Source organism: Bacteroidales bacterium, from assembly GCA_026418905.1.
Taxonomy (GTDB): domain Bacteria; phylum Bacteroidota; class Bacteroidia; order Bacteroidales; family DTU049; genus JAOAAK01.
Genome location: JAOAAK010000038.1, coordinates 1 through 21,476, shown reverse-complemented (window position 1 = coordinate 21,476; position 21,476 = coordinate 1). Strand labels below are relative to the sequence as shown.

Here is a 21,476-nt window from a genome sequence, read left to right as displayed (position 1 = left end):
ACATATGAAATTATTGATGCCCATTTTTCTTTTTTTGAGTTTATGGATAATATCTCAAATCCCTGCTGGTTATTACGATCCAGCGGAAGGATTGACAGGAGAATCACTAAAACTTGCTTTGCACAATATTATTTCTTCTAATGTGCAGGTTTTGTCATATTCTGCCTTGTGGCAAGCATATACGCGTACGGATGTAAAGCCTAATGGTAAGATTTGGGACATCTATTCCGACATCCCTGGTGGTACACCTCCTTATGAGTACACTCCTATAACCAACCAGTGTGGCAACTATAATAGTGAAGGTGACTGTTATAATCGCGAACACGTTGTACCATCGAGTTGGTTCAACGATGCTTCACCTATGTATACTGATCTTTATATGGTTTTACCCACCGATGGTTATGTCAATAATAAACGAGGGAACTATCCCTATGGCAATATTGCATCGGCTACATGGGTTTCGATGAATGGAAGTAAATTGGGCCCATTTTCTGGCAGTGGATACTCAGGTACTGTTTTCATGCCTATTGATAGTTTTAAAGGTGATGTCGCAAGGATATTTTTTTACGTTACTGTTCGTTATATGGACAGAATTCCCTCTTGGCAGAGCCCGGTTTATCAGAATGGCGATCTTGCTTCTTGGGCAGAACAACTTTTTATACAATGGCATGAACTTGATCCAGTGAGTACGAAAGAAAGATTGCGTAATGATTCAGTTTTTAAAATCCAAAAAAATCGAAACCCTTTTGTGGACCATCCCGAGTGGGTCTATTCTATCTGGGGTCCTACAGCCTCAAATATGGATAATTCTAAAAATAGCTTTTCTTTTTATTTTGATCCTACGAGTGCGAAAATTTATTTGACCAATCCCGAACCAGAAAAAACATTTCATGTATCTATTTTTTCCCAGGACGGAAAGTTGATCTATGCGGGTATAAACGAAACCATTATAGATCTTTCTTCTTTTCAATATGGTTTTTACTGGTTAATATTCGAAAACTCAAGTATGAAAACTATTGAAAAAATAATATTTTTACGGTCTCAATAAATGGTAGCATGCCCCTTTTCTTTTATCAAGAATTTAGTCCAACTTTGCAATTTGGTATCTGGAACATTGAGGAAGATGAACAGAAACTTCTGAGCTACCTTTTCTTGAACAAGGAAGAATTTGAAATTCTAAGCAATTTCAAAAGCGAAAAACGACGCAAACAATGGTTGAGTTATCGTGTATTAATAAGGACTCTTTTGAGTTCTGATTTCATTCATCGTATTCATTACGACGACCAAGGTAGACCTTATTTAACAAACCCTCCTCGTAGTATTAGCATTTCTCATACGGAGAATTTCTCAGCTGTTCTAATATCATCCGATATTAATTTACGTCATGGTTTAGATATTCAAATTCTCAGCAACAGAATAGAAAGATTAATTCCACGTTACATGTCGGCAGAAGAAATCAAAGCATGGAAGGAGACAGAAGATCTTGTTCATGCTCATTTTTATTGGACAGCTAAGGAAGCTGTTTTTAAAGTAGAAGGTAATAAATTGAATTCACTTCAACACATATATATTTACCCTTTCATGCCTGGAACAAGTCAGACTTTTGCGAAGACAAGCGAGGGTGAGTATCAGGTTTTGTTCAAAACTTTTCGTTACTTGATTTGTGCTATAGCATTCAAACTGAGCTGAAAAATGATTCACCCATAAGCCGGGTCACGTAAAATTTTTCTGGCTTTTTGAATTTCATTCTAATTTTGTCAAAAACAATCATGAAAAAATTCTTGTTGTATAGTTTCTTATGGGTAATATCTGCGGTAGTTTTATCTCAGGAAAAAATCTCGTTAGCAGATATTTGGTTGAAATACGAGTTTTTTCCCAACTACCCCGATGAGATTCAGAACCATCCTGATGGTAAAAGTTTTACTATTCTAAAGGACAATACCATAGTCCAGTACGATTATCGTAAAGGTAACGAAGTCGCTCGAATTCCACAGGAGACGATTAAAGATTTAAGAGTCGAATACTATGCATATTCAGAGGATGGAAATAAAATATTACTTGGGCATGACTTTAAAAGTCTATATCGTCATAGCAAGCTTGGGAATTATACAGTACTTGATATCAAACGTAATAAGTTAATACCCATACCTGGGCAAGAAAACATTCGTCAGGCAGAATTAAGTCCAGATGGAAAATTTGTAGCTTACGTTAAGGAAAACAATCTTTATTTGTTTAACCTTGAAACCATGGAAGAAGTACCCATTACCCAAGATGGGCAAATGAATGCCATCATCAATGGAGCGGTGGATTGGGTGTATGAGGAAGAATTTTCCATAAAGAAAGGATTTTATTGGTCACCTGATTCAAAATACGTTATGTATTATCGGTTCGATGAATCCAACGTGAAAACTTTTGAGCTTACTTATTACAAAGGTGAAGTGTATCCTGAAATTTATGAATATAAGTATCCCAAAGCCGGAGAAGATAATTCACTTGTGGATGTATATGTCTATGACATACACTCTAAAAAAAGTGTTAAAATGAATTTAGGTAATGATTATGATCAGTACATTCCGCGTATGTACTGGACTTTTATTCCTGGAAATGCTCTTATTTTCAGGCTTAATAGGCTTCAAAATCATCTCGATATATTATTGGCCGATGTGAAAACAGGACAAACCCAAGTGATTTACCAGGAGGATAACAAATACTATATCGAAATAACCGATAATTTTTATGTTTTGAAAGATAACAGTGGTTTTATCTTTTCCAGTGAAAAGAATGGTTATCAACAATTGTATTTTTTGAGTCTTGATGGGAAGAAGGAATATTGCATAACACCAGGTAAATACGACGTTAATAAGCTTGTCGGAGTGGATGAAAAGAATAAAATTGTATATTATCTTTCTCATGAAGATGGTCCCATTCATTGCATGCCATACATGATTTCGCTCGACGGGAAAGAAAAGAAAAGACTTTTCGAAGAACTGGGATGGTATGAAATTACCTTAAGTGGAAACGCTCAATTTATGCTTGTAAGCTATTCTAATGCAAACACACCTCCCGTATATTCTCTTTATACCATCTTAGGTAAACATATCAAAACACTTGAAGACAATAGTGGATTGAAAGAAAAACTTAAGAAATATGGTTTTGTAGGGAAAGAATTCTTTACTTTTACAACATCGGAAGGTATCGTGTTGAATGGATGGATGATGAAACCTGCTCAAATGAATACTCATAAACGTTATCCTGTACTTATGTACATGTACGGGGGTCCGGGGATTAACACAGTAACCAACGAGTACGATCCTATGAATTATGCTTGGTTTCAGTTACTCGTTCAAAACGACTATATTGTTGTATCTATCGACAACAGGGGGACTGGTGGCAGAGGTGAAGAGTTTAAAAAATGTACTTATTTGAATTTAGGCAAATATGAGGTTTTAGACCAAATAGAAGGAGCAAAATACCTTAGCAAATTACCTTACGTCGATTCCACTCGGATAGGAGCATTTGGTTGGAGTTTTGGAGGGTTTTTAAGCAGTCTTTGCATCACTCGCGGAGCCAATCATTTCAAAGCCGCTGTAGCTGTTGCACCTGTTACCAATTGGAAGTTTTATGACAATATTTACACTGAACGTTACATGCGTAAACCATCCGAAAATCCTGATGGGTATGAAAAAAACAGTCCCATTTTTTGGGCCAAGAAGATGAAAGGCAAGTTCTTGCTCGTACATGGTATGACAGATGATAACGTTCATTTGCAAAACGCTGCAGAGCTTGCTCGTGAATTAGTTAACAACAATAAGGATTTTGAAATGTTTTTTTATCCCAATAAAAATCATGGAATTTACGGAGGCTACACTCGTTATCACTTGTTTAACAAAATCACTCAATTTATTCTAACAAATCTCTGATCATGAAGCTACATGCAAATAACCTAGTTAAAAAATATGGTCTTAAAACAGTTGTCAACAACGTTAGTTTCTACGTAGAACAAGGAGAGATTGTAGGTTTATTAGGACCCAACGGTGCTGGTAAAACTACATCGTTTTACATGGTCGTGGGGCTTATAAAACCCAACAGTGGAAAAATTTTTCTGGACGAAATGGACATTACCAACCTTCCCATGTATCAACGTTCACGTTTGGGAATTGGCTACTTGGCACAAGAACCTAGTATTTTTCGAAAGCTTTCAGTAGAGGAAAACATCATGGCTGTTTTAGAATTCACTCCTCTTTCTCGAAAAGAAAGACAAGAAAGACTTGAGAGATTGTTGACAGAATTCGGACTTCATCGTATTCGAAAAACAAAAGGAGTTCAGTTAAGTGGTGGTGAGCGACGACGAACGGAAATTGCCCGCACACTCGCATTGAACCCCAAATTTATTTTGCTGGACGAGCCATTTGCTGGCATTGATCCTATAGCTGTCGAAGAAATTCAAGAAATGGTTTGGCGATTAAAAGAGAAAAACATTGGCATCCTTATCACTGATCATAACGTTCATGAAACCCTATCTATTACACATCGAGCATATCTACTTTATGAGGGAAGGATCATTAAAGAAGGTACAGCTGAAGAGCTCGCTAACGACGAATATGTCAAGAAAGTATATCTTGGAAAGAACTTTGAATTGCGCAGATAATCTTTGATAAGAATTAACGCGTTGAATTTTAATTTCATAGAACGACCTGATGAACAAGTAAGCTTTTTCAATAAGGTGTGTGGTTTTTTCGTTAAGGTTACCCATCCATGATGTCTTAGTAAGTTAAATACAAAAAACCAGATTAATTCAGGATATCAACGTAGTCACTACAGATGTAAGATAAAAAAATAGTTCTTTCAATTTTATATCCTGCCAAGCTTATTCTACATTATTTTCCCTTCTTTAATCATGTAGTAATTCAAAGATTAAAAAACTAACTCAAACAATTATGATTGGAAGGTGACGTCTTTTGTTCTTAAAAATTTTTATCTACAAGATAGATAAGACTGGCTATGAGAGCAGAACCAAGCTGAAATTCTCTTTTATGGACAGTTTCAAAACCATCTTTGGCGCTATGCTGCCGTTCAAAATAACGATGAGGATTCGTCCTAATGCCAGCGAGAGGAGTTCCGAGTTCTTTCAGGGGAAAAATATCAACACCACCGTACCCTTTTTGGATAGTGATGTCGTAATGACTTAAGAATTTTGCAAAAGAACTTATGAGAGTGTATGTTTTCTCGTCGCTATCAATAGTAATAGTTAATGGTAAATCTCCTCCGGTGTCGCTTTCGATGGCAAAGATGGATTTTTCTCCTTTTTGTTTAACATATTGAGCATATGCTTTACCTCCTGCTTGATATTGCTCTTCGTCCATGAACATGACGGCTCGAAGAGTATAACGTGGCTTGTATCCAAGTTTTTTTAGTAAGTAAATGGCTTCAATGGCATGCATGCAACCAGCTCCGTCGTCGTGGACACCAGGTGAATTGTACCATGAATCCAAATGTCCACCAACAGTGATGATTTTCTGAGGCTCCACAGACCCACGAATTTCACCAACGACATTGTATGAGGTTTTTTGTCCGACTTCGCGTGCATCGGTGTAAAGAAACATTTTTAAATTTTGTTTTTCGGCAAGTAGCTGCTCTATTATTTGAGCATCAGAAGTACTAATGGCAAAAGCTGGAATTTTTTTCCCTGACACAAATTTTGTTATTCCCGTATGAGGAAAAGTATCAATTGATGGAGATATAGACCTGATAATGGCAGCAATTGCTCCTTTTTGGGCAGCTAAATCTGGTCCGTACATCCGAGTCGTTGCAAGTTTACCATAAGCATGGAATGGATTAAAATCTGATTCTGAGAAGGATTCAGTAAAAAAAACAATTTTGCCTTTTACTTGTTCATTGGAAATAAGCTTCAGCTTTTCAATGTTTTCAACGGGTAGGATAGGAGCCATAATACCAGTGTTGGGTGTGGATATTGACCCTCCTAAAGGGAGAATTGAAACGCGTATTATCTGATCATTGCATAAAATTTTACCTTCACATTTGGTGCCGGGGTCCCAGTGAACAACATAGCAAGGAATGGTGAACACGGTATCAAAACTGAGCTCTTTCATGTAATTAGCAGTAAATTCAATGGCTTTATATGAGTTTTCACTTCCTGCAAGTCGACCCGGAGCAACATCAGTTAGTTGTTTTAAGCCTTCATAACCTATCATGCTTTTAAGAGCGGCTTGATATATTTTTGAGATAAAAATCGAATCGACTTTGTCTGGAAGAGGTGAAAAAAGTAAATACAGCGAAAAAATTGCAAAATGAAGATTCATTTTTTTTCAAAATTATTTGTTTTACAGCAATGAGATGGTGTATTGTTTTACATTGATAAATTTCGTAGCTTTGCAAAAATCAATTACATATGAAAAAACTTAGCTTATTTTTAGTAGCGATGTCTTTTTTTTATCTTAGTATTCAATCACAGCAGAATGAGGCAAATTCGACTATAAACGATAGTATTTTATGGCAAAAAAGAACTGATCTTGTTAATGATTTAAAATTTTACATAATCAGTATTAACGATTCTTCGAAAAAAGTTTTGCGTAAGCTTATATTCAAACTCGATACGTTTCTTCTCAAGGAAGACAGCCTTTTAAGTCTTGTACAGTCGTCTCACACTCATAAGGTAGATTCCTTGGTTTATGCTCGGCAGGAATTAGAAAATCAGGTGAAAAAACCCTTGGAATTTTATGGATATTATGAAAAATACAAATATTATGCATTAGGCATTGTAGGAGGTTTATTAATTCTTTGGCTCGTTTTCATGTTAGCTTTCATTATCAAATCGGTTTCATGCAAGAAAAAGATAAAGACTATGCTTTCGCTGGTCGAGAAAGCTAATATTGCTGAAGAAGAAGTGAAAAAATTACAAGAGGAGCTTAAACTCTTGAAAGTTGAATTAGAAAATAAGGAATCAACATTTAGGAATGAAAAAAATAGCTTAGAAAATCAAATTTCAACCCTTATATTTGAAAGGGATGATTTGAAACAAAAAGTTTCGAAAATTCCTTTACTTGAGTCTGAAATTCAGCAATTAAGAACCGAGCAACTCAAAAATAATTCCTTGATGGGAGAAAATGATAATCTTAAAAATGAAGTAGCTAAACTAAAACAAGATTTGCAACAACTGAATGATCATTATACTACTTTGCTTGCTGAAAAGGAACAGTATATTGTTGCTTTGCAAGGAGAAATAGCTCAAATCAAGAAGGTGAAAGATCAACTTGAAAAAGAGTCTGAAGAATATAGCTTAAAGCCTTTACAAGACGAAAATGAAAGATTGTTGATTGAACTTGCGGAAATTAAAAAGCAACTTTCCGATGCTCTTTCTTGGAGAATCGATTATGAAAAAAAATGTGAAGAAAATCAGCTTTTGATCCAAGAAATAAAAAACTATAGAGAAGAAATCGAAAAAATGAAATCACAGGTACATGAAGTCATTTCTCGTGAAGAATACGATCAACTCAAGAAACAATTAGAAGAAGAAAAAGCCTTCCGCAGGGAAGCCGAAGAAATTTTAAAAAAGTTTTTAAAAAAATAAAAGCATATGAATAACGAAGAATTAAACATGAATCAGGGAAATGTGAGCGATGAGCTGGAAGCAGCCAAAAAATTGCTTGAATCTGTGAAAAAGCAATTGGAGGAAGAAGCTTTAAAAGACCGGGAATATAAGTATGAACTTTTTGATATGAAGGATTTTAAAGTGAGCAAGTTTGCCTTTTATGATGGGCCAAATTATTACTTACCTAAAAAAGCTATGGTATTTAATATCTTTATCGCACCAGTCGGCGATACAGTGGAGTTTTATAAAGAAAAGGTAGGGGAAGTTATTCCAGCATTAAAAGAAAGCAAGGCGGAAAGAGTGGTTGAATTTTTTGCTGAAGTTCTGCTTCATACTTTAAAGATGGACATTGATTTGTATCTGAAAGATTACCGAATAAGTAGAGACAGGGACGAGTATGTAATTGCGATTGAATACTTCGACAAACGAGTAGCTGAAAATTGTGCTTATCTTGTAAGTGATTGGTTTTATGCATTATCAAAAGACAGAAGATTCGATTTCATAGGTGAATGGAAAAAACTACAGGACGATTTTGATAAAACACTCTTTGGTGGGCCAACTCTTTATTCTCTGATAGAAGCAGGCCTTAAAAGAAATATTCCTATTTTTTACATTTGGGAAGAGAATGAGTTTCAATGGGGTTATGGTAAAAAGCAGCTTCGTGGTCGTTCAACTACTTTCCATAACGATGGTATCAAGGATACTGAGTTTACGATGTATAAGGACATGGTAGGAGAGTTTCTTGAAATGTGTGGTTTCCCTACGCCACGTGGCTATAATACTTTCTCTGAGGATGCCGCTGTAGACGCAGCCGAAAAAGTTGGCTATCCTTGTGTTGTTAAACCAGTAAACGGACACAAAGGTCAAGGCGTTACAACTGGTATTATGAATGCTGATCAAGTAAGAGAAGCTTATCAGAAGATCATAACTATGAGCGAAGAAAACAATGTTCCTTTTGCAGGAGCTTTGGTTCAGAAGCAAATCCAAGGGACAGACCATCGTCTTTTGGCTGTGAACGGTAAGTTTGCTGCAGCACTTCAACGTGTGCCAGCCTATGTGGTAGGAGACGGTGTGCATACCATTAAGCAACTTATTGAAATTGAGAATGCCAAAGAAATTCGTTTAGATAACGCTCGTAGTCCTTTAGCAAAAATTAAAATTGATGAGGATCTAATTAATTTTCTCTCACTCCAAGGTAAGACCCTTGATGATGTTCCACCTGCTGGTGAAAATATCACATTGCGTCGCGTAGCCAATATCAGTGCTGGTGGTGTATCTATCAATGTTACGGATAAAATCCACCCCGACAACATAAAACTTGTGGAAGACATAGCATCTTATTTTACCATTAGAAACCTTGGAATAGATGTTCTTGCAGCTGATATATCACGTTCGTGGAAAGAAGGTGATTTTGGTATTATTGAAATCAATGCAGGTCCTGGTGTCTTTATGCATCTTGCACCTGCTTATGGTGGTTCTATAGATGTTCCCGGTATGATCATTATGTCTCATTTTGGTAAACCTGAAAATGCTCGTATACCTATTATCGCTGGTAATTACTTCAGTAAAAATCTTATGCTTAAGATCAATGATCTCATTCACGAACTTGAACCTGATGCAGTATTTGGTGCACTTCTTAGCGATGGTGTTTATTTCAACGGAGAATATTTCTTCAAAAATGAAGATCATATCCAAAATGAAAAAATTATTCTAAGAAAGCCTCAACTTAGTTTTGCACTTTTTACCGAAGAAAAAGATGATATTTATGATTATGGAATGCTTTTCCAGGGAGCAGACATAGTAGTGCTCGACGATGCTGCATATGCTGAAGAAGTAACTCTACTTGAACAACTACTACCTGATAGTCCTCTAATCGAGGTTTACGAAAATCATGTAGGGCTTTACATAAATGATGAAAAAATAGATAGCAGGACTTTTACCTCGAATGAAGAAAAAGATGAAATCATCTTTGAATTTATCAAAAGTTATCTACCAGATATTGTCAAGCGTTATGGCAATATCACACCACTTCATGGCTACAAATTTTAAATTCTAATTTTGTCATAATTTTGCTATTATGAATATGAAGAAATGGTTGTTGATGGTGATTTTTCTTTTACTTTTAGCGTTGCTATCTTGTGTAAACTATTACGATAAGATTTTAAAAGAAGGTACTTTTTACGATAGATTGGAAGCTGCCAATGATTTTTATCACAAAAAGAATTACTACCGTGCTCGTGAATTTTACGAGTCGGTTATTACTGAAGCTAAGGGTTCGGCACAGTTTGAAGAAATTTTATTCAGTTACGCATATTGCTTGTTTTACCAGGAAGAATATTTGATGGCAGCCTTTTATTTTAAAGATTTTGCGATGAGACTTCCTCGCAGTAAAAATGCAGAAGAAGCACTATACATGTCTGCTTATTCAAAATATCTTGCTTCGCCCGAACCAACGCTTGATCAATCTATTACCATTGAGGCTATCAATGATTTTCAACTATTTGTTAATCGTTATCCTAACAGTACTCGCGTTGATTTGGCTAATCAATTTATGGACGAGTTGCAGGAAAAATTGGAAAAAAAAGAATATCTTAAAGCGTATACTTATTACAAAACAGAAAATTACAAGGCTGCTATTACTACTTTCAACAATTTTCTCAGAAAATACCCTTTTAGTACTTTTAGAGAAAATGTTTTGTATTATTTGACCAAATCCCAATATTTCTATGCTCTTAACAGCATTCAAGAAAAAAAATCCGAACGATTTCAGGAAGTTTTAAAAAATATCAACTATTTTAAAAAACAATATCCTGACTCAAAATACAACAAGGAATTATCGGAAATTCAAAATAAAATTGAATTTGTCCAAAAAAAACAACTCACCATATGAATTATAAAAAAGTAAAATTAGAAACTGAAGCCATTACACGTAACATTAGGGAGATCGAAAATAAATGTGGAAATATTTACGAAGCTGTCGTTATCATCGCAAGGAGAGCAAAGCAAATATCTACTGAGTTGAAGGAGCAGTTCAAAGAAGAGGCTGAAGCTTTTTCAACTAAAATGGATACTCTTGAAGAAATCACTGAGAACAAAGAACTCATAGAACTAGCACGTTCATACGAACGCTTACCAAAGCCGACCATTCTTGCCTTACATGAGTTTCTCAACAATAAAATTTATTACCGCCTTGCGGAAAATGAAAACATGAATCAATGAGCCTTGAAGGCAAAAATATCATTCTTGGGGTTTCTGGCGGAATTGCTGCATACAAAATCCCTCAACTTATTAGACTTTTTCGTAAGGAAAAGGCTCATGTTCAGGTAGTCGCAACTCACAATGCTTTACAGTTCATTACCCTAACTACTCTTGAAACGTTGAGTGAAAAACCACTTATCGTAGATTTGTTTGATAAATCAAAGATTCGTAACACGGAACATATTGAAATTACTGATTGGGCAGATGCCATGGTCGTAGCTCCAGCGACTGCTAACATTCTTGGTAAATTTGCTAATGGTATTGCCGATGATGCTCTTTCAACAACATTTCTTTCTTTTTCTGGACCTGTTTGGCTTGCTCCAGCGATGAACGTAAAAATGTGGAATCATCCTGTGGTTCAAAAAAATGTTTTGTTCTTACGTGAGAAAGGTTACTTCGTCATTGAACCAACCGTAGGTGAATTGGCATGTGGTTACGAAGGAAAAGGTCGAATGGAAGAACCTGAGAATATTTTACACGAAGTATCGGCTTTTTTCTCATCGTCGAATCTTCTAAATGGCAAAAAATTTCTTGTCACTGCCGGACCAACTTACGAAAAAATAGATCCTGTGAGATTTATAGGTAATTTTAGTTCTGGCAAAATGGGTTATGCTATTGCAGAGGCCTTGGTGGAAGCTGGAGCAGAAGTAACTCTTATCAGTGGTCCTACCAACTTGGTTCCTCCTAAGCGCGTAAAATTCATTCAGGTGTTGTCGGCCAATCAGATGTACTATGCCTGCCTAGAAAATTTTCCTTCGGCAGATGGCATTATCATGGCTGCTGCAGTCTCTGATTTTAAACCTCAAAAGGTAGAAACGAATAAAATTAAAAAAGGAAAACAAATTGTTCTAACACTTGAGCAAAATCCGGACATACTTCAAGAAATTGGTAAAATTAAAAAAGAAAATCAGGTTATTGTTGGATTTGCTCTGGAGACAGAAAATGAGTTAAGTCATGCACGGGAAAAGTTGCGACGTAAAAATGCTGATCTCATTGTTTTAAACTCTTTAAATGATGAAGGAAGCGGTTTTATGGTTGATACCAATAAAGTTACTTTTGTTTTTCACGATCATCATGAAGAACTCCCTATGATGGCTAAAAAAGAAGTTGCACGTCACCTGGTCCAAGTAGTAGCAAAATTACGTTCATGAAAAAAAATCTATGTTTTTTGATTTCACTTCTTCTTTTGAGTTATATCCGTGGGCAGGAATTGTACTGTTTCGTCCAAGTTAACGCTTCTCAGTTGCAGTTAAGCGATAAAACTGTTATAGACAATTTGCAAGAAGCTATATATGAATTCATGAACAACAGAAAATGGACTTCATATGAATTTAAACCTGAAGAAAAAATCGAATGTAGTATTCTTATTACGTTAACTTCTTATGATAATGTAGAAAATTTTTCAGGAACCATCCATGTTCAGAGTAGGAGACCTGTGTATAATTCAACTTATTCAACCCCTATGCTCAATTATCAGGACAAGGATTTTACTTTTAAATACAGTCCTGGCCAACCACTCGATTTTTACGAAAATGTTTTTCCAGGTAATTTGGCTGCTGTTTTGGCTTTTTATGCATATATTATTATTGGGCTCGATTTCGACTCTTTTCAACCTTTGGGTGGAACTTCATTTTATGAAAAAGCTCAGTCCATTGTAAATTCTGCTCAAATGGCTCCTGACAAAGGTTGGAAAGCTGGTGAAAGCCAGAAAAACCGATATTGGTTAGTAGAAAATTTACTAAATAGTTCATATGCAGATTTTAGGCAAGGTCTGTACTTCTACCATATCAAAGGAATGGATCTTTTTGCTGAAAATGATATGATGGCAAGAGCTGGAATCCTTGATGGTTTGACCATGATACAAAAAGCATATCGTCAGAAACCTGGTCTTTTTATCGTAAATCTTTTTACATTTGCTAAATCGGACGAATTTGTCAATATTTTTAAAACTGCTCCTACTCCTGAAAAAGCAAGAGCAGTGAATATCTTACGTAGCATAGATCCCGCTAATTCTACCAAATATAATCAGATTCTTACTTCTAACCCATAAAAATTTTTTTTATTTTATTACGATTTTTTTTACTTTCGCAAAAGAAACAACGGGGGATCTGTATATGTCAATAGCAAAATTGGATCAAATCATAGATAAAGCAAAAGAAAAAGGTTTAAAAAGATTGGTAGTGGCCTATGCCAATGATGAACATTCCATTGAAGCTGTTTATGATGCTGCACAAATAGGGTTGGTTAAGCCTATTCTTATTGGAGACAGGCAAATTATCACTCAAATTTGTGAAAAACTTAATTTTGATCTTAAAGTTTTTGATATTGTTGATGAAAAAGACGAGATGAAATGTGGTTATTTGGCTGTCGAAATGATAAACAAAGGCGAAGCTGATGTTCTCATGAAGGGCTTGCTCAGTACGGACAAGTATATGAGAGTCATTTTAGATAAAGACAAAGGTCTATTACCTCCCAAAGCAATACTGAGTCATGTTACAGTGTTGGAAATTCCTACCTATCATAAATTGCTTATTGTCGGAGATGTGGCTATTATTCCCGCTCCAGATCTCCAGCAAAAAATAGTCATAACTGGTTATCTCATCGACGTAGCTCATAAGCTTGGCATAGAAAATCCAAAGGTTGCTCTCATTGCTGCAACAGAACAGATGTCTATCGGTATGCAGGCTTGTGTTGATGCTGCTATTATCAGTAAAATGGGTGATAGAAAGCAAATCAAAGGTGCTCAGATAGATGGTCCACTTGCTTTGGATGTGGCAATAGATAAAGAAAGTGTTCAGATTAAAAAATTAGATAGCCCTGTAGCTGGTGACGCTGATGTGCTAGTTTTTCCAAATATTGAAGCTGGAAATGTATTTTTCAAGACATGTACCAAATTCATACATGCTGAATTGGCTGCTGTAGTCATTGGTGCTAAAGCTCCAGCTGTTCTTACTTCTCGTGGCGACAGTGCCAGAACAAAGACCTATTCCATTGCTCTAGCATCATTGTTAGCTGTTTAATAGATAAACATATGGAAAACCAATTAATTTTAGTCATTAACCCAGGGTCGACATCAACAAAGATTGCAGTTTTTAATATTAACGGTGATAAGCTTTTACTGACCAATATTAAGCATAGTGTTGAAGAACTTGCCCCTTTTCCAACCATCACCGATCAATATGAATTCCGTAAAAAAGTTATTCTTGAAACTTTGCGAAACGCCGGTATTAATATTCAGGACATTAGAATTATTGTCGGGCGTGGTGGTCTTATCAAACCCATACCTTCTGGAATGTACGAAGTCAATGAAAGAATGAAAGAGGATCTAAAAGTAGGAGTTTTGGGGCAGCATGCAAGCAACTTAGGTGGTTTAATAGCTGACGATATTGCCCGTGAAATACCTGGAACTAAGGCATTTATTGCTGATCCAGTTGTCGTGGATGAATTAGATGATATAGCTCGTATTTCTGGACATCCTCGTTTTAAACGAGTGAGTATTTTTCATGCCCTTAATCAAAAAGCTATTGCCCGTTTACATGCAAAGTCCCAAGGCAAAAAGTACGAAGACCTAAATCTTATCGTAGCGCATTTAGGTGGTGGTATTAGCGTAGGTGCTCATCGAAAAGGCAGGGTTGTTGATGTCAATCAGGCTCTAGATGGCGAAGGACCTTTTTCTCCTGAGCGAAGTGGCACCTTACCCGTAGGCGAGCTAGCTAAGTTGTGTTTTAGTGGTGAAGTTACCCATGAAGAAGTTAAAAAAATGATCACCGGACAAGGTGGTCTTGTGGCTTATTTAGGAACGAATGATGCCATTGAAGTGGTGCAACGGATTAAAGAAGGCGATCAATACGCTAAACTCATTTACGAAGCTATGGCTTATCAAGTATCTAAGGAAATTGGTGCATGTGCTACAGTGTTAAAAGGTGAAGTTGATGCTATTTTAATTACAGGAGGCATCGCATACGATAACATGTTTGTTGAGTGGATTAAAGAACGTGTATCTTTTCTAGCTCCTGTATTTGTATATCCTGGTGAAGATGAAATGCAAGCTCTTGCTTCGAATGGTATAAGCTATCTAAAAGGAGAAATTATACCAAAACAATACGAATAATTAATACAATTCTTTTAGAAATTTTTCTATTTCGTCGGGTGTGGGTGCTTTACCATGCCAAAGGTGGTTTCCTTCGATGGAGGGAATCCCTTTACCCATGATGGTTTGAGCAATAACCACATGAGGCCTATCAGGGTTTTTGCTTAATGAAGAATAAATTGCTTCGAAATCATGCCCATGGATCAATGAAACATACCAACCAAATGATTGCCATTTTTCTGCTAGTGGTTCAAGCGACATTACGTTTTCGGTTTTTCCATCTATTTGGACCCCATTACGGTCAATGATAGCCACAAGGTTCGTAAGTTTATAGTGAGCAGCGCTCATAGCAGATTCCCAAATGCTACCTTCTTGTAGTTCTCCGTCTCCGAGCAAACAAAAGACTCTGGCTGTATTTTTCTTAAGTTTTAATGCTAGAGCTATACCTGTTGCAATACCAAGACCTTGCCCGAGCGATCCAGAAGATGTTTCGAGCCCTGGTACCTGATGTTCGCGTGACGGGTGTCCCTGTAGCATACTGCCAAGTTTTCTAAGATTGAAGAGTTCTTTTTCAGGAAAATAGCCAACACAAGCAAGAGTTGCGTAAAAAGCAGGAGCCACATGTCCTATACTTAAAACAAAACGATCCCTATCTTCCCACGTTGGGTTTTGCGGATCATGTTTCATGATTTTAAAGTATAAAGTAGTTAATATATCTGTACAACTTAGTGAACCACCCAGATGACCACTCCCTGCCGTTGTTAGCATTTGAATAATAAGTCTTCTGATGTAAAGTGATTTTTCTTTTAAAAGAGCAATGTCTTTTTGATCCATAATCATTTAATGATGGTTCCAATTTTTTCTCCCATCAAAAATTTTTTGAGGTTACCTTTTTGTTCGATATTTAAGACAGCAATGGGCAAAGCATTTTCCTGGCAAAGGGTAAAAGCGGTCATATCCATGACTTTAAGTCGGAGAGAAATCACTTCGTCAAATGTCAATGTATCGAATTTTTTAGCATGTGGGTTTTTTTCAGGATCGCTGTCATAGACGCCATCCACTCGGGTGCCTTTGATCAGGACATCAGCTTTTATTTCGATAGCTCTTAATGCAGCTGCTGTATCTGTAGTAAAAAAAGGATTACCTGTACCGGCAGCCATGATGACAACTTTTTTTTGTTTTAAGTCTTCTATGGCTTTTTTAAAGTAAAACTTTTCGAAAATTCCATCGATGGGCAGGGCCGAAGTTAGAGTTGAAGGAATACCCATTTTATGTAAGACATCGTAGAGAGCAAGGGAGTTCATCATAGTAGCCAACATTCCCATATAATCACCTGTAGTTTTATCAATCCCAGCAGTTTCTGCCATATTCCCTCTCATGAAATTGCCACCACCTAAAACTATTCCTACCTCGACATTAAGGCCTAGTGCATCTTTGATGTTCTCGACAAAAGTCAAAAGTTTATGGGAATCTATACCCGTCTGTGGTTTACTTCCCAATGATTCACCACTGAGTTTTAACAATATTCTTTTCATGAGAAACGAACTTCTTTAATTTTTCGACCATTTTCATCATAGAAAGTCCATTTACCTGCTTTTTTACCTTCAATGTATTGTCCTTCATAACGAACTTTGCCATTTTGATAGTAAGTTATTCTTTCCCCATGAGGTAGGCCATCTTTAAATGTGCCAGAGCTCCAGATTTGACCGTTTGGGTAATAATAAACAGATTTTCCGTGAGCTTTTCCATTTTTCATTTCCTGTGAAAGCTGAATTTGACCGTTAGGATAAAAAGTTTCTATTTTGATTACTTCATTGCTTTTAGGGGAGATATACTCGACCTTCTTCTCTTTTCCATCAGGATATTTTTCTACCACCTGCCTCACAGGTTCCTCTTTTCTGCAGGTTACAAGCATGATCAGAATCGTAAATAAAAAAGCTGATTTAATGCTCATTTTTTATTAAATTCCTGATTTAAGTCTTTAACGATTTGTTGAGTAATATCGAGCGTAGGATCTATATAAATGATTCCACCACCTTTGGTATAACCAAAAATAATCGAAGCTTTGTATTTATGGGGGAATTTTTTAATAACGGAATAAATCGAATCCAAAATTTGATCATTAAGGTCTTTTTGCAATTGAGCAATCTGAGTAGTGAACATTTCGTTCATTTTGAGCAGCTCTTGCTCTTCCATAGCTAAGTTTCGTTCGATTCTACTGGCTTCGTCTTTAGTGGTAATTTTACCACTTTGGATTTTTTGCTGATAATCCAAGATCTTACTTTGAAGTTGATTTTGCCTTGTCGCCAAAACTTTTTGTAAGCTATCTTTAACTACGTTAAGATGATTTTCTAAGCTATCCACCAGATCATAGTTTTCCATTAAAGTATCCACATTTAAATAGAGGATGGATGTTGGAGCTATTTCAGCAGTCTGCAATGTATTGTTTTGCTTCTTGCCTTTAGTAAAAAGCAAGATAAAAAGTACTACAATAGCTAAAGCACTTAAAATGTTATAAAGCATTTGTCCATTGAAAATAAATGGACAAGAGAAGTTCTTCTTTTTCTTTATTTCTTCGATGGGTCTTTCCAAAGGATTATTTTGTTCTTCCATATAATGAATTTTAATTTCCGTAATCACTTAAAAATTTGATACGCATGAGTCTGATTTCTTCTAGTGTATATTCGTTCTCTCCTAGCTGAACGTGGGCTTCCTCAACCGAATCGGTTTCAGCATGTCTGAAATAATCAATAATTTCTTGTTGATGATATTCGTCAATATATTCGCTAATATAGTAATCCAGATCGATTTTAGTACCGCTTGATACAATTCGTTCAAGCTCATCCAGGAGCTCATCAAAGGATAAGTTTTTCGCGGCAGCAATTTCTTCCAAAGGAACTTTTCTATCAATGGCTTGAATGATAAAAACTTTCAAACTACTTTTCAGTACTGGTGCTTTGACTACCATATCCATGGGACGAATGATCTCATTTTCCTCTACATAGTTTTTAATGAGTTCAATAAACGGAGATCCATATTTTTGAGCTTTCCCAGTGCCAACACCGGTGATATTTTTGAGTTCATCCAACGTAATAGGGTATTGAATAGCCATTTCTTCTAGACTGGGATCCTGAAAAATAACAAAAGGAGGCAAGTTTTCTTTCTTAGCTATTTGTTTTCTGAGGTCTTTGAGCATGGATAGTAAAACCTTATCGGCACCTTCAGATTTATTTTCAGGATCGAACATATCTTCTTCATCTTCGCCACTAGTTTTGGAAAAAGCATCTCTGTCCCTGAAAAAGATGATATCTGTGGGTTTTTTTAGGAACTTTTTTCCTTTATCGGATATTTTAAGAACACCGTAATTTTCGATATCCTTGGCAATGAGATTCTGAATGAGCATCTGTCTGATAACGGAATTCCAAAATCGTTCATCGTATTCACTACCTTTTCCAAAGGATTTGAGTTTATCAGCTTTCAATTTTTTCATGGTAGGAGTCTTACTTCCAAGTAGAATTTCGACAATTTCTTTGGCTTTAAATTGTTCCTGAGTTTCTTGTATAGTTTGTAAGACTGTGAGAATTTGTTCGCGAGCATTATAGGATTCTCTTGGATGTAAGCAATTGTCGCAGTTTTCACAGTTCTCTTTGTGATATTCTTCGCCAAAATAATGAAGAAGTTGTTTGCGTCTACAGACAGAGCTTTCAGCATAAGATACAGTTTCCAATAGAAGCTGATGAGCAATTTCTTGTTCAGCTACACCTTTGTCTTTTGCAAATCGTTCGAACTTTTCTACATCATCGTAAGAAAAATATGCTATGCATTTACCCTCACCTCCGTCTCTACCGGCACGTCCCGTTTCTTGGTAATAACTTTCTAGACTACGAGGCATGTCAAAATGAATAACATAGCGTATGTCTGGTTTATCTATGCCCATTCCAAAAGCTATGGTGGCCACCATGACGTCAGCTTCTTCCATCAGAAACATATCTTGGTTTTTCCTACGCACCTCTGGTTCTAGACCCGCGTGGTATGGAAGAGCACGTATACCATTGACCACTAGAAATTCGGCTATTTCTTCTGTCGTCTTGCGGCTTAAGCAGTAAATGATACCACTCTTACCTTCGTTTTCTCGTATGAATTTAAGCAATTCTTTTTTAACATCTTTTTTGTATTTGGGACGTACTTCGTAGTACAGGTTGGGGCGATTGAACGAAGATATGAAAATTTTCGGTTCTTTTAAACGAAGATTTTTGATAATATCCTGCTGAACTTTGGGTGTTGCGGTAGCAGTTAATGCAATAATAGGTACATCTTGCCCAATGGCTTCGACGATTGGACGAATTCGTCTGTATTCAGGTCTGAAATCATGCCCCCATTCTGAAATGCAGTGTGCTTCGTCTACAGCATAAAAAGATATCTTGATATTTTGAAAAAACTCAACGTTTTGCTCCTTGTTGAGCGATTCGGGAGCCATGTAAAGAATTTTTGTTTTGCCGCTAACTAGATCGTCATGCACAGCCTGAAGTTCACTTTTGGAAAGGGTCGAGTTTAATACATGAGCAACACCTTGTTCTGTTCCAAGATTTCGGATATTATCTACTTGGTTCTTCATAAGGGCAATGAGAGGGGAAATAACAATGGCTGTCCCATCTAATAACAGAGCAGGAAGTTGGTAACAAAGAGATTTTCCTCCACCTGTCGGCATGATTACAAATGTATCGTTTCCGTCCAACAAGGAAGTGATAATTTCATACTGTTTATCCTTAAATCTTTCAAAACCAAATACTTCTTTTAAAACTTTTTTAATTTCCTTTTCGCTAAATTGCTTCATGTTAGGCTTTCCTTTCATAGTCATATAAGCCTGCAAATATAAACTACTTTCAAAAGTAATGAAATTTTATTATAAAAAAATAAATTTTTAACTATTAGAGTTTTCGTGTAAATGCAATGGGATAAATCATCTTGAGTTAATTCATAAATTGACTATCTTTGCTAAGCGGTTATTCATCTATGGAAATTAGAACAATTCTTACTTTGATCAACGTCACTACCATATTGCTTCTTAGTATTCTCACATTTTTTCTTATCAAAAGAAACGAACAAAAAATTTTTAACTTGCTTTTTTATCTTGCTTATTTTGTCATATTCTTTTTTTATTCTTTTGAAAAAGATACCGCTTATCGTTTAGTTGCTTTGCCATTTGTGATTAATGTACTTTTACCTCTGTTCTATTTAAACATACGCATACTATCTTTTCAGTTCAGAGCTGATGTGAGAATTTTTTATCATTTTTTGCCCGCGATTGCTCTCATAACTGTTTTTGTATTACTTAGTACGTGGATTGATATAGAGCTTCTCTACAAAAATGCCTTACTCATAAGCATTGTTCTTTACTATCTTCAGCTGCTTTTTTATGCATTTATAATTTTTCGTGAAATACGAAGATACGATAATTTCATCAAAAAAATTTCCTCTAACGTAGAACAAATCTCGCTTTCATGGGCAAAAATTCTCATATATATTCAAGCAATATTGATAGTAACTGACGGATTAGCCATTATTAGTTATCAATATGGTTTCATTAGTCAAAATTTTTTGCACATTATTGACCATGTTATTTATTGCTTTTTCTTTTGTTTGTTCTTTATTTTCAATATTAAGCATGCATGGAATGTGAGTATGGTTTTTGAACAACAGTCCAAGTATGAGCTAGCTACTCTACGTGAAGAAATGGAAAAAATGGATGCAGTTAAATCACTTGCTATTCATTATGATGAAAAGAAACAAATTGAACTTGCTGCCCTTTTTGAGAGAAATATCATTGAGACCAAATTGTTTCTTGACCCCAATATCAATTTGCTTAAGGTTTCGAAGTTGCTTGGGACGAACACTTCTTATTTGAGTTATGTGATCAACAAGTTTTATTCATCTTCTTTTAATGAACTTATCAATCATCATCGTTTAGAACATGCTCGCAACCTTCTTAAGGAAGTATCCGGTAAATACACCATTGAACATATAGCCACCCTTGCTGGATTTAATTCTAAATCTACTTTTTATAGATTGTTTAAGTCAAAATACGGTATTACTCCAAAGGAATGTATGAGAAAATAACTTTTTGTTAACCTTTTTTTTCATTTTTAATTTATTAAGTTATTGTAATTGAATAAGTTATTGTTTTTTTATGTTAACTATTTATTTAACCTTTATAATTTTTTTTTGTTTCAATTCATAAATTTATATAAACTTAATGTAAACATACTAATCTAATTAACAAAATTTGTTACAGAAATAAAAACATCTATGAAGATTTATTTCTTACTTTTTTGTTGCTATGTTTTGAATGTTTTTAGTCAATTAGTTTTTTGGTCTGAAGGTTTTGGAACAGGGTGCAATCAAGGACAATTGGCTAATGGTTTTACTAGTTCCAATGGTACATGGACAGTTACCAATACAGGAACAAATGGGAATTACGCCAATCAATGGTATGTAAGTGCTACTGAAAATGGGCAAGGT

20 protein-coding genes are annotated in these 21,476 nt (G+C 35.7%); 14 read left to right on the top strand and 6 right to left on the bottom strand.

Annotated elements, in window-relative coordinates; all coding sequences use genetic code 11:
• Window positions 1-4: 4 nt before the first annotated feature.
• From N2Z72_07695 to lptB, 4 genes are all read left to right on the top strand, one after another.
• A complete protein-coding gene (locus tag N2Z72_07695; protein MCX7697556.1) occupies window positions 5-1,048 on the top strand; it encodes an endonuclease in 1,044 nt (347 codons plus the stop codon).
• 8 nt (window positions 1,049-1,056) lie between these two features.
• On the top strand, window positions 1,057-1,689 hold the full coding sequence (locus N2Z72_07690; protein MCX7697555.1) for a 4'-phosphopantetheinyl transferase superfamily protein: 633 nt from the start codon (window positions 1,057-1,059) through the stop codon (window positions 1,687-1,689).
• A gap of 80 nt (window positions 1,690-1,769) precedes the next feature.
• A complete protein-coding gene (locus N2Z72_07685; protein MCX7697554.1) occupies window positions 1,770-3,920 on the top strand; it encodes a S9 family peptidase in 2,151 nt (716 codons plus the stop codon).
• A gap of 2 nt (window positions 3,921-3,922) precedes the next feature.
• Window positions 3,923-4,648 (top strand): LPS export ABC transporter ATP-binding protein, encoded by a 726-nt coding sequence (gene lptB, locus N2Z72_07680; protein ID MCX7697553.1) that lies wholly within the window; start codon window positions 3,923-3,925, stop codon window positions 4,646-4,648.
• A 316-nt stretch (window positions 4,649-4,964) separates the two neighbouring features.
• Here the strand turns inward: lptB and N2Z72_07675 are convergent, their stop codons facing one another.
• On the bottom strand, window positions 4,965-6,320 hold the full coding sequence (locus N2Z72_07675; GenBank protein MCX7697552.1) for a M28 family peptidase: 1,356 nt from the start codon (window positions 6,318-6,320) through the stop codon (window positions 4,965-4,967).
• 89 nt (window positions 6,321-6,409) lie between these two features.
• Here N2Z72_07675 and N2Z72_07670 point away from each other — a divergent pair, with 89 nt between their 5' ends.
• The 8 genes from N2Z72_07670 (at window position 6,410) to buk (ending at window position 14,978) form a co-directional block, all read left to right on the top strand.
• Window positions 6,410-7,588, top strand: coding sequence for a hypothetical protein (locus N2Z72_07670; GenBank protein ID MCX7697551.1), 1,179 nt, complete (start codon window positions 6,410-6,412; stop codon window positions 7,586-7,588).
• A 6-nt stretch (window positions 7,589-7,594) separates the two neighbouring features.
• Window positions 7,595-9,658, top strand: a complete 2,064-nt coding sequence (locus tag N2Z72_07665) for an acetate--CoA ligase family protein (protein MCX7697550.1) — start codon at window positions 7,595-7,597, stop codon at window positions 9,656-9,658.
• A gap of 28 nt (window positions 9,659-9,686) precedes the next feature.
• Window positions 9,687-10,499: an outer membrane protein assembly factor BamD gene (gene bamD / locus N2Z72_07660; protein ID MCX7697549.1), complete on the top strand. Its 813-nt coding sequence runs from the start codon at window positions 9,687-9,689 to the stop codon at window positions 10,497-10,499.
• The gene (locus N2Z72_07655; GenBank protein MCX7697548.1) at window positions 10,496-10,828 is read left to right on the top strand and encodes a DNA-directed RNA polymerase subunit omega; all 333 of its coding nucleotides are present in this window, start codon (window positions 10,496-10,498) and stop codon (window positions 10,826-10,828) included. The genes bamD and N2Z72_07655 overlap by 4 nt, the downstream gene beginning before the upstream one ends.
• Window positions 10,825-12,018 carry a bifunctional phosphopantothenoylcysteine decarboxylase/phosphopantothenate--cysteine ligase CoaBC gene (gene coaBC, locus N2Z72_07650; GenBank protein ID MCX7697547.1) on the top strand — a complete coding sequence of 398 codons (1,194 nt, stop codon included), beginning with the start codon at window positions 10,825-10,827 and terminating at the stop codon, window positions 12,016-12,018. The genes N2Z72_07655 and coaBC overlap by 4 nt, the downstream gene beginning before the upstream one ends.
• On the top strand, window positions 12,015-12,917 hold the full coding sequence (locus N2Z72_07645; GenBank protein ID MCX7697546.1) for a DUF4835 family protein: 903 nt from the start codon (window positions 12,015-12,017) through the stop codon (window positions 12,915-12,917). The genes coaBC and N2Z72_07645 overlap by 4 nt, the downstream gene beginning before the upstream one ends.
• Window positions 12,918-12,981: 64 nt before the next feature.
• Window positions 12,982-13,887: a bifunctional enoyl-CoA hydratase/phosphate acetyltransferase gene (locus tag N2Z72_07640; protein ID MCX7697545.1), complete on the top strand. Its 906-nt coding sequence runs from the start codon at window positions 12,982-12,984 to the stop codon at window positions 13,885-13,887.
• Window positions 13,888-13,898: 11 nt separating this feature from the next.
• The gene (gene buk / locus N2Z72_07635) at window positions 13,899-14,978 is read left to right on the top strand and encodes a butyrate kinase (protein ID MCX7697544.1); all 1,080 of its coding nucleotides are present in this window, start codon (window positions 13,899-13,901) and stop codon (window positions 14,976-14,978) included.
• Here buk and N2Z72_07630 read toward each other — a convergent pair whose 3' ends face one another.
• Genes N2Z72_07630 through recQ form a run of 5 tightly spaced genes read right to left on the bottom strand, consistent with a single transcriptional unit; the run spans window position 14,979 to window position 19,809 of the window.
• A complete protein-coding gene (locus N2Z72_07630; protein MCX7697543.1) occupies window positions 14,979-15,791 on the bottom strand; it encodes a transketolase in 813 nt (270 codons plus the stop codon).
• 2 nt (window positions 15,792-15,793) lie between these two features.
• On the bottom strand, window positions 15,794-16,492 hold the full coding sequence (gene pyrH / locus N2Z72_07625) for a UMP kinase (protein MCX7697542.1): 699 nt from the start codon (window positions 16,490-16,492) through the stop codon (window positions 15,794-15,796).
• On the bottom strand, window positions 16,489-16,911 hold the full coding sequence (locus tag N2Z72_07620; GenBank protein MCX7697541.1) for a hypothetical protein: 423 nt from the start codon (window positions 16,909-16,911) through the stop codon (window positions 16,489-16,491). Before N2Z72_07620 ends, pyrH begins: the two co-directional genes overlap by 4 nt.
• Window positions 16,908-17,570, bottom strand: a complete 663-nt coding sequence (locus tag N2Z72_07615) for an OmpH family outer membrane protein (protein ID MCX7697540.1) — start codon at window positions 17,568-17,570, stop codon at window positions 16,908-16,910. The genes N2Z72_07620 and N2Z72_07615 overlap by 4 nt, the downstream gene beginning before the upstream one ends.
• A gap of 10 nt (window positions 17,571-17,580) precedes the next feature.
• On the bottom strand, window positions 17,581-19,809 hold the full coding sequence (gene recQ, locus N2Z72_07610) for a DNA helicase RecQ (GenBank protein MCX7697539.1): 2,229 nt from the start codon (window positions 19,807-19,809) through the stop codon (window positions 17,581-17,583).
• 161 nt (window positions 19,810-19,970) lie between these two features.
• On the opposite strand from recQ, the gene N2Z72_07605 reads away from it, so the two are divergent.
• Together N2Z72_07605 and N2Z72_07600 are read left to right on the top strand one after the other, a co-directional pair.
• The gene (locus N2Z72_07605) at window positions 19,971-21,074 is read left to right on the top strand and encodes a helix-turn-helix domain-containing protein (protein ID MCX7697538.1); all 1,104 of its coding nucleotides are present in this window, start codon (window positions 19,971-19,973) and stop codon (window positions 21,072-21,074) included.
• Between the two features lie 189 nt (window positions 21,075-21,263).
• Window positions 21,264-21,476, top strand: a 213-nt coding sequence (locus N2Z72_07600) for a hypothetical protein (protein ID MCX7697537.1), incomplete at its 3' end; no start/stop codon positions are given.

What these genes read in the sequence shown, in the direction of transcription:
- N2Z72_07695 (MCX7697556.1), top strand. Translation starts at nt 5, where the DNA reads ATGAAATTATTGATGCCCATTTTTCTTTTTTTGAGTTTATGGATAATA.
- N2Z72_07690 (MCX7697555.1), top strand. Translation starts at nt 1,057, where the DNA reads ATGCCCCTTTTCTTTTATCAAGAATTTAGTCCAACTTTGCAATTTGGT.
- N2Z72_07685 (MCX7697554.1), top strand. Translation starts at nt 1,770, where the DNA reads ATGAAAAAATTCTTGTTGTATAGTTTCTTATGGGTAATATCTGCGGTA.
- lptB (MCX7697553.1), top strand. Translation starts at nt 3,923, where the DNA reads ATGAAGCTACATGCAAATAACCTAGTTAAAAAATATGGTCTTAAAACA.
- N2Z72_07675 (MCX7697552.1), bottom strand. Translation starts at nt 6,320, where the DNA reads ATGAATCTTCATTTTGCAATTTTTTCGCTGTATTTACTTTTTTCACCT.
- N2Z72_07670 (MCX7697551.1), top strand. Translation starts at nt 6,410, where the DNA reads ATGAAAAAACTTAGCTTATTTTTAGTAGCGATGTCTTTTTTTTATCTT.
- N2Z72_07665 (MCX7697550.1), top strand. Translation starts at nt 7,595, where the DNA reads ATGAATAACGAAGAATTAAACATGAATCAGGGAAATGTGAGCGATGAG.
- bamD (MCX7697549.1), top strand. Translation starts at nt 9,687, where the DNA reads ATGAATATGAAGAAATGGTTGTTGATGGTGATTTTTCTTTTACTTTTA.
- N2Z72_07655 (MCX7697548.1), top strand. Translation starts at nt 10,496, where the DNA reads ATGAATTATAAAAAAGTAAAATTAGAAACTGAAGCCATTACACGTAAC.
- coaBC (MCX7697547.1), top strand. Translation starts at nt 10,825, where the DNA reads ATGAGCCTTGAAGGCAAAAATATCATTCTTGGGGTTTCTGGCGGAATT.
- N2Z72_07645 (MCX7697546.1), top strand. Translation starts at nt 12,015, where the DNA reads ATGAAAAAAAATCTATGTTTTTTGATTTCACTTCTTCTTTTGAGTTAT.
- N2Z72_07640 (MCX7697545.1), top strand. Translation starts at nt 12,982, where the DNA reads ATGTCAATAGCAAAATTGGATCAAATCATAGATAAAGCAAAAGAAAAA.
- buk (MCX7697544.1), top strand. Translation starts at nt 13,899, where the DNA reads ATGGAAAACCAATTAATTTTAGTCATTAACCCAGGGTCGACATCAACA.
- N2Z72_07630 (MCX7697543.1), bottom strand. Translation starts at nt 15,791, where the DNA reads ATGGATCAAAAAGACATTGCTCTTTTAAAAGAAAAATCACTTTACATC.
- pyrH (MCX7697542.1), bottom strand. Translation starts at nt 16,492, where the DNA reads ATGAAAAGAATATTGTTAAAACTCAGTGGTGAATCATTGGGAAGTAAA.
- N2Z72_07620 (MCX7697541.1), bottom strand. Translation starts at nt 16,911, where the DNA reads ATGAGCATTAAATCAGCTTTTTTATTTACGATTCTGATCATGCTTGTA.
- N2Z72_07615 (MCX7697540.1), bottom strand. Translation starts at nt 17,570, where the DNA reads ATGGAAGAACAAAATAATCCTTTGGAAAGACCCATCGAAGAAATAAAG.
- recQ (MCX7697539.1), bottom strand. Translation starts at nt 19,809, where the DNA reads ATGAAAGGAAAGCCTAACATGAAGCAATTTAGCGAAAAGGAAATTAAA.
- N2Z72_07605 (MCX7697538.1), top strand. Translation starts at nt 19,971, where the DNA reads ATGGAAATTAGAACAATTCTTACTTTGATCAACGTCACTACCATATTG.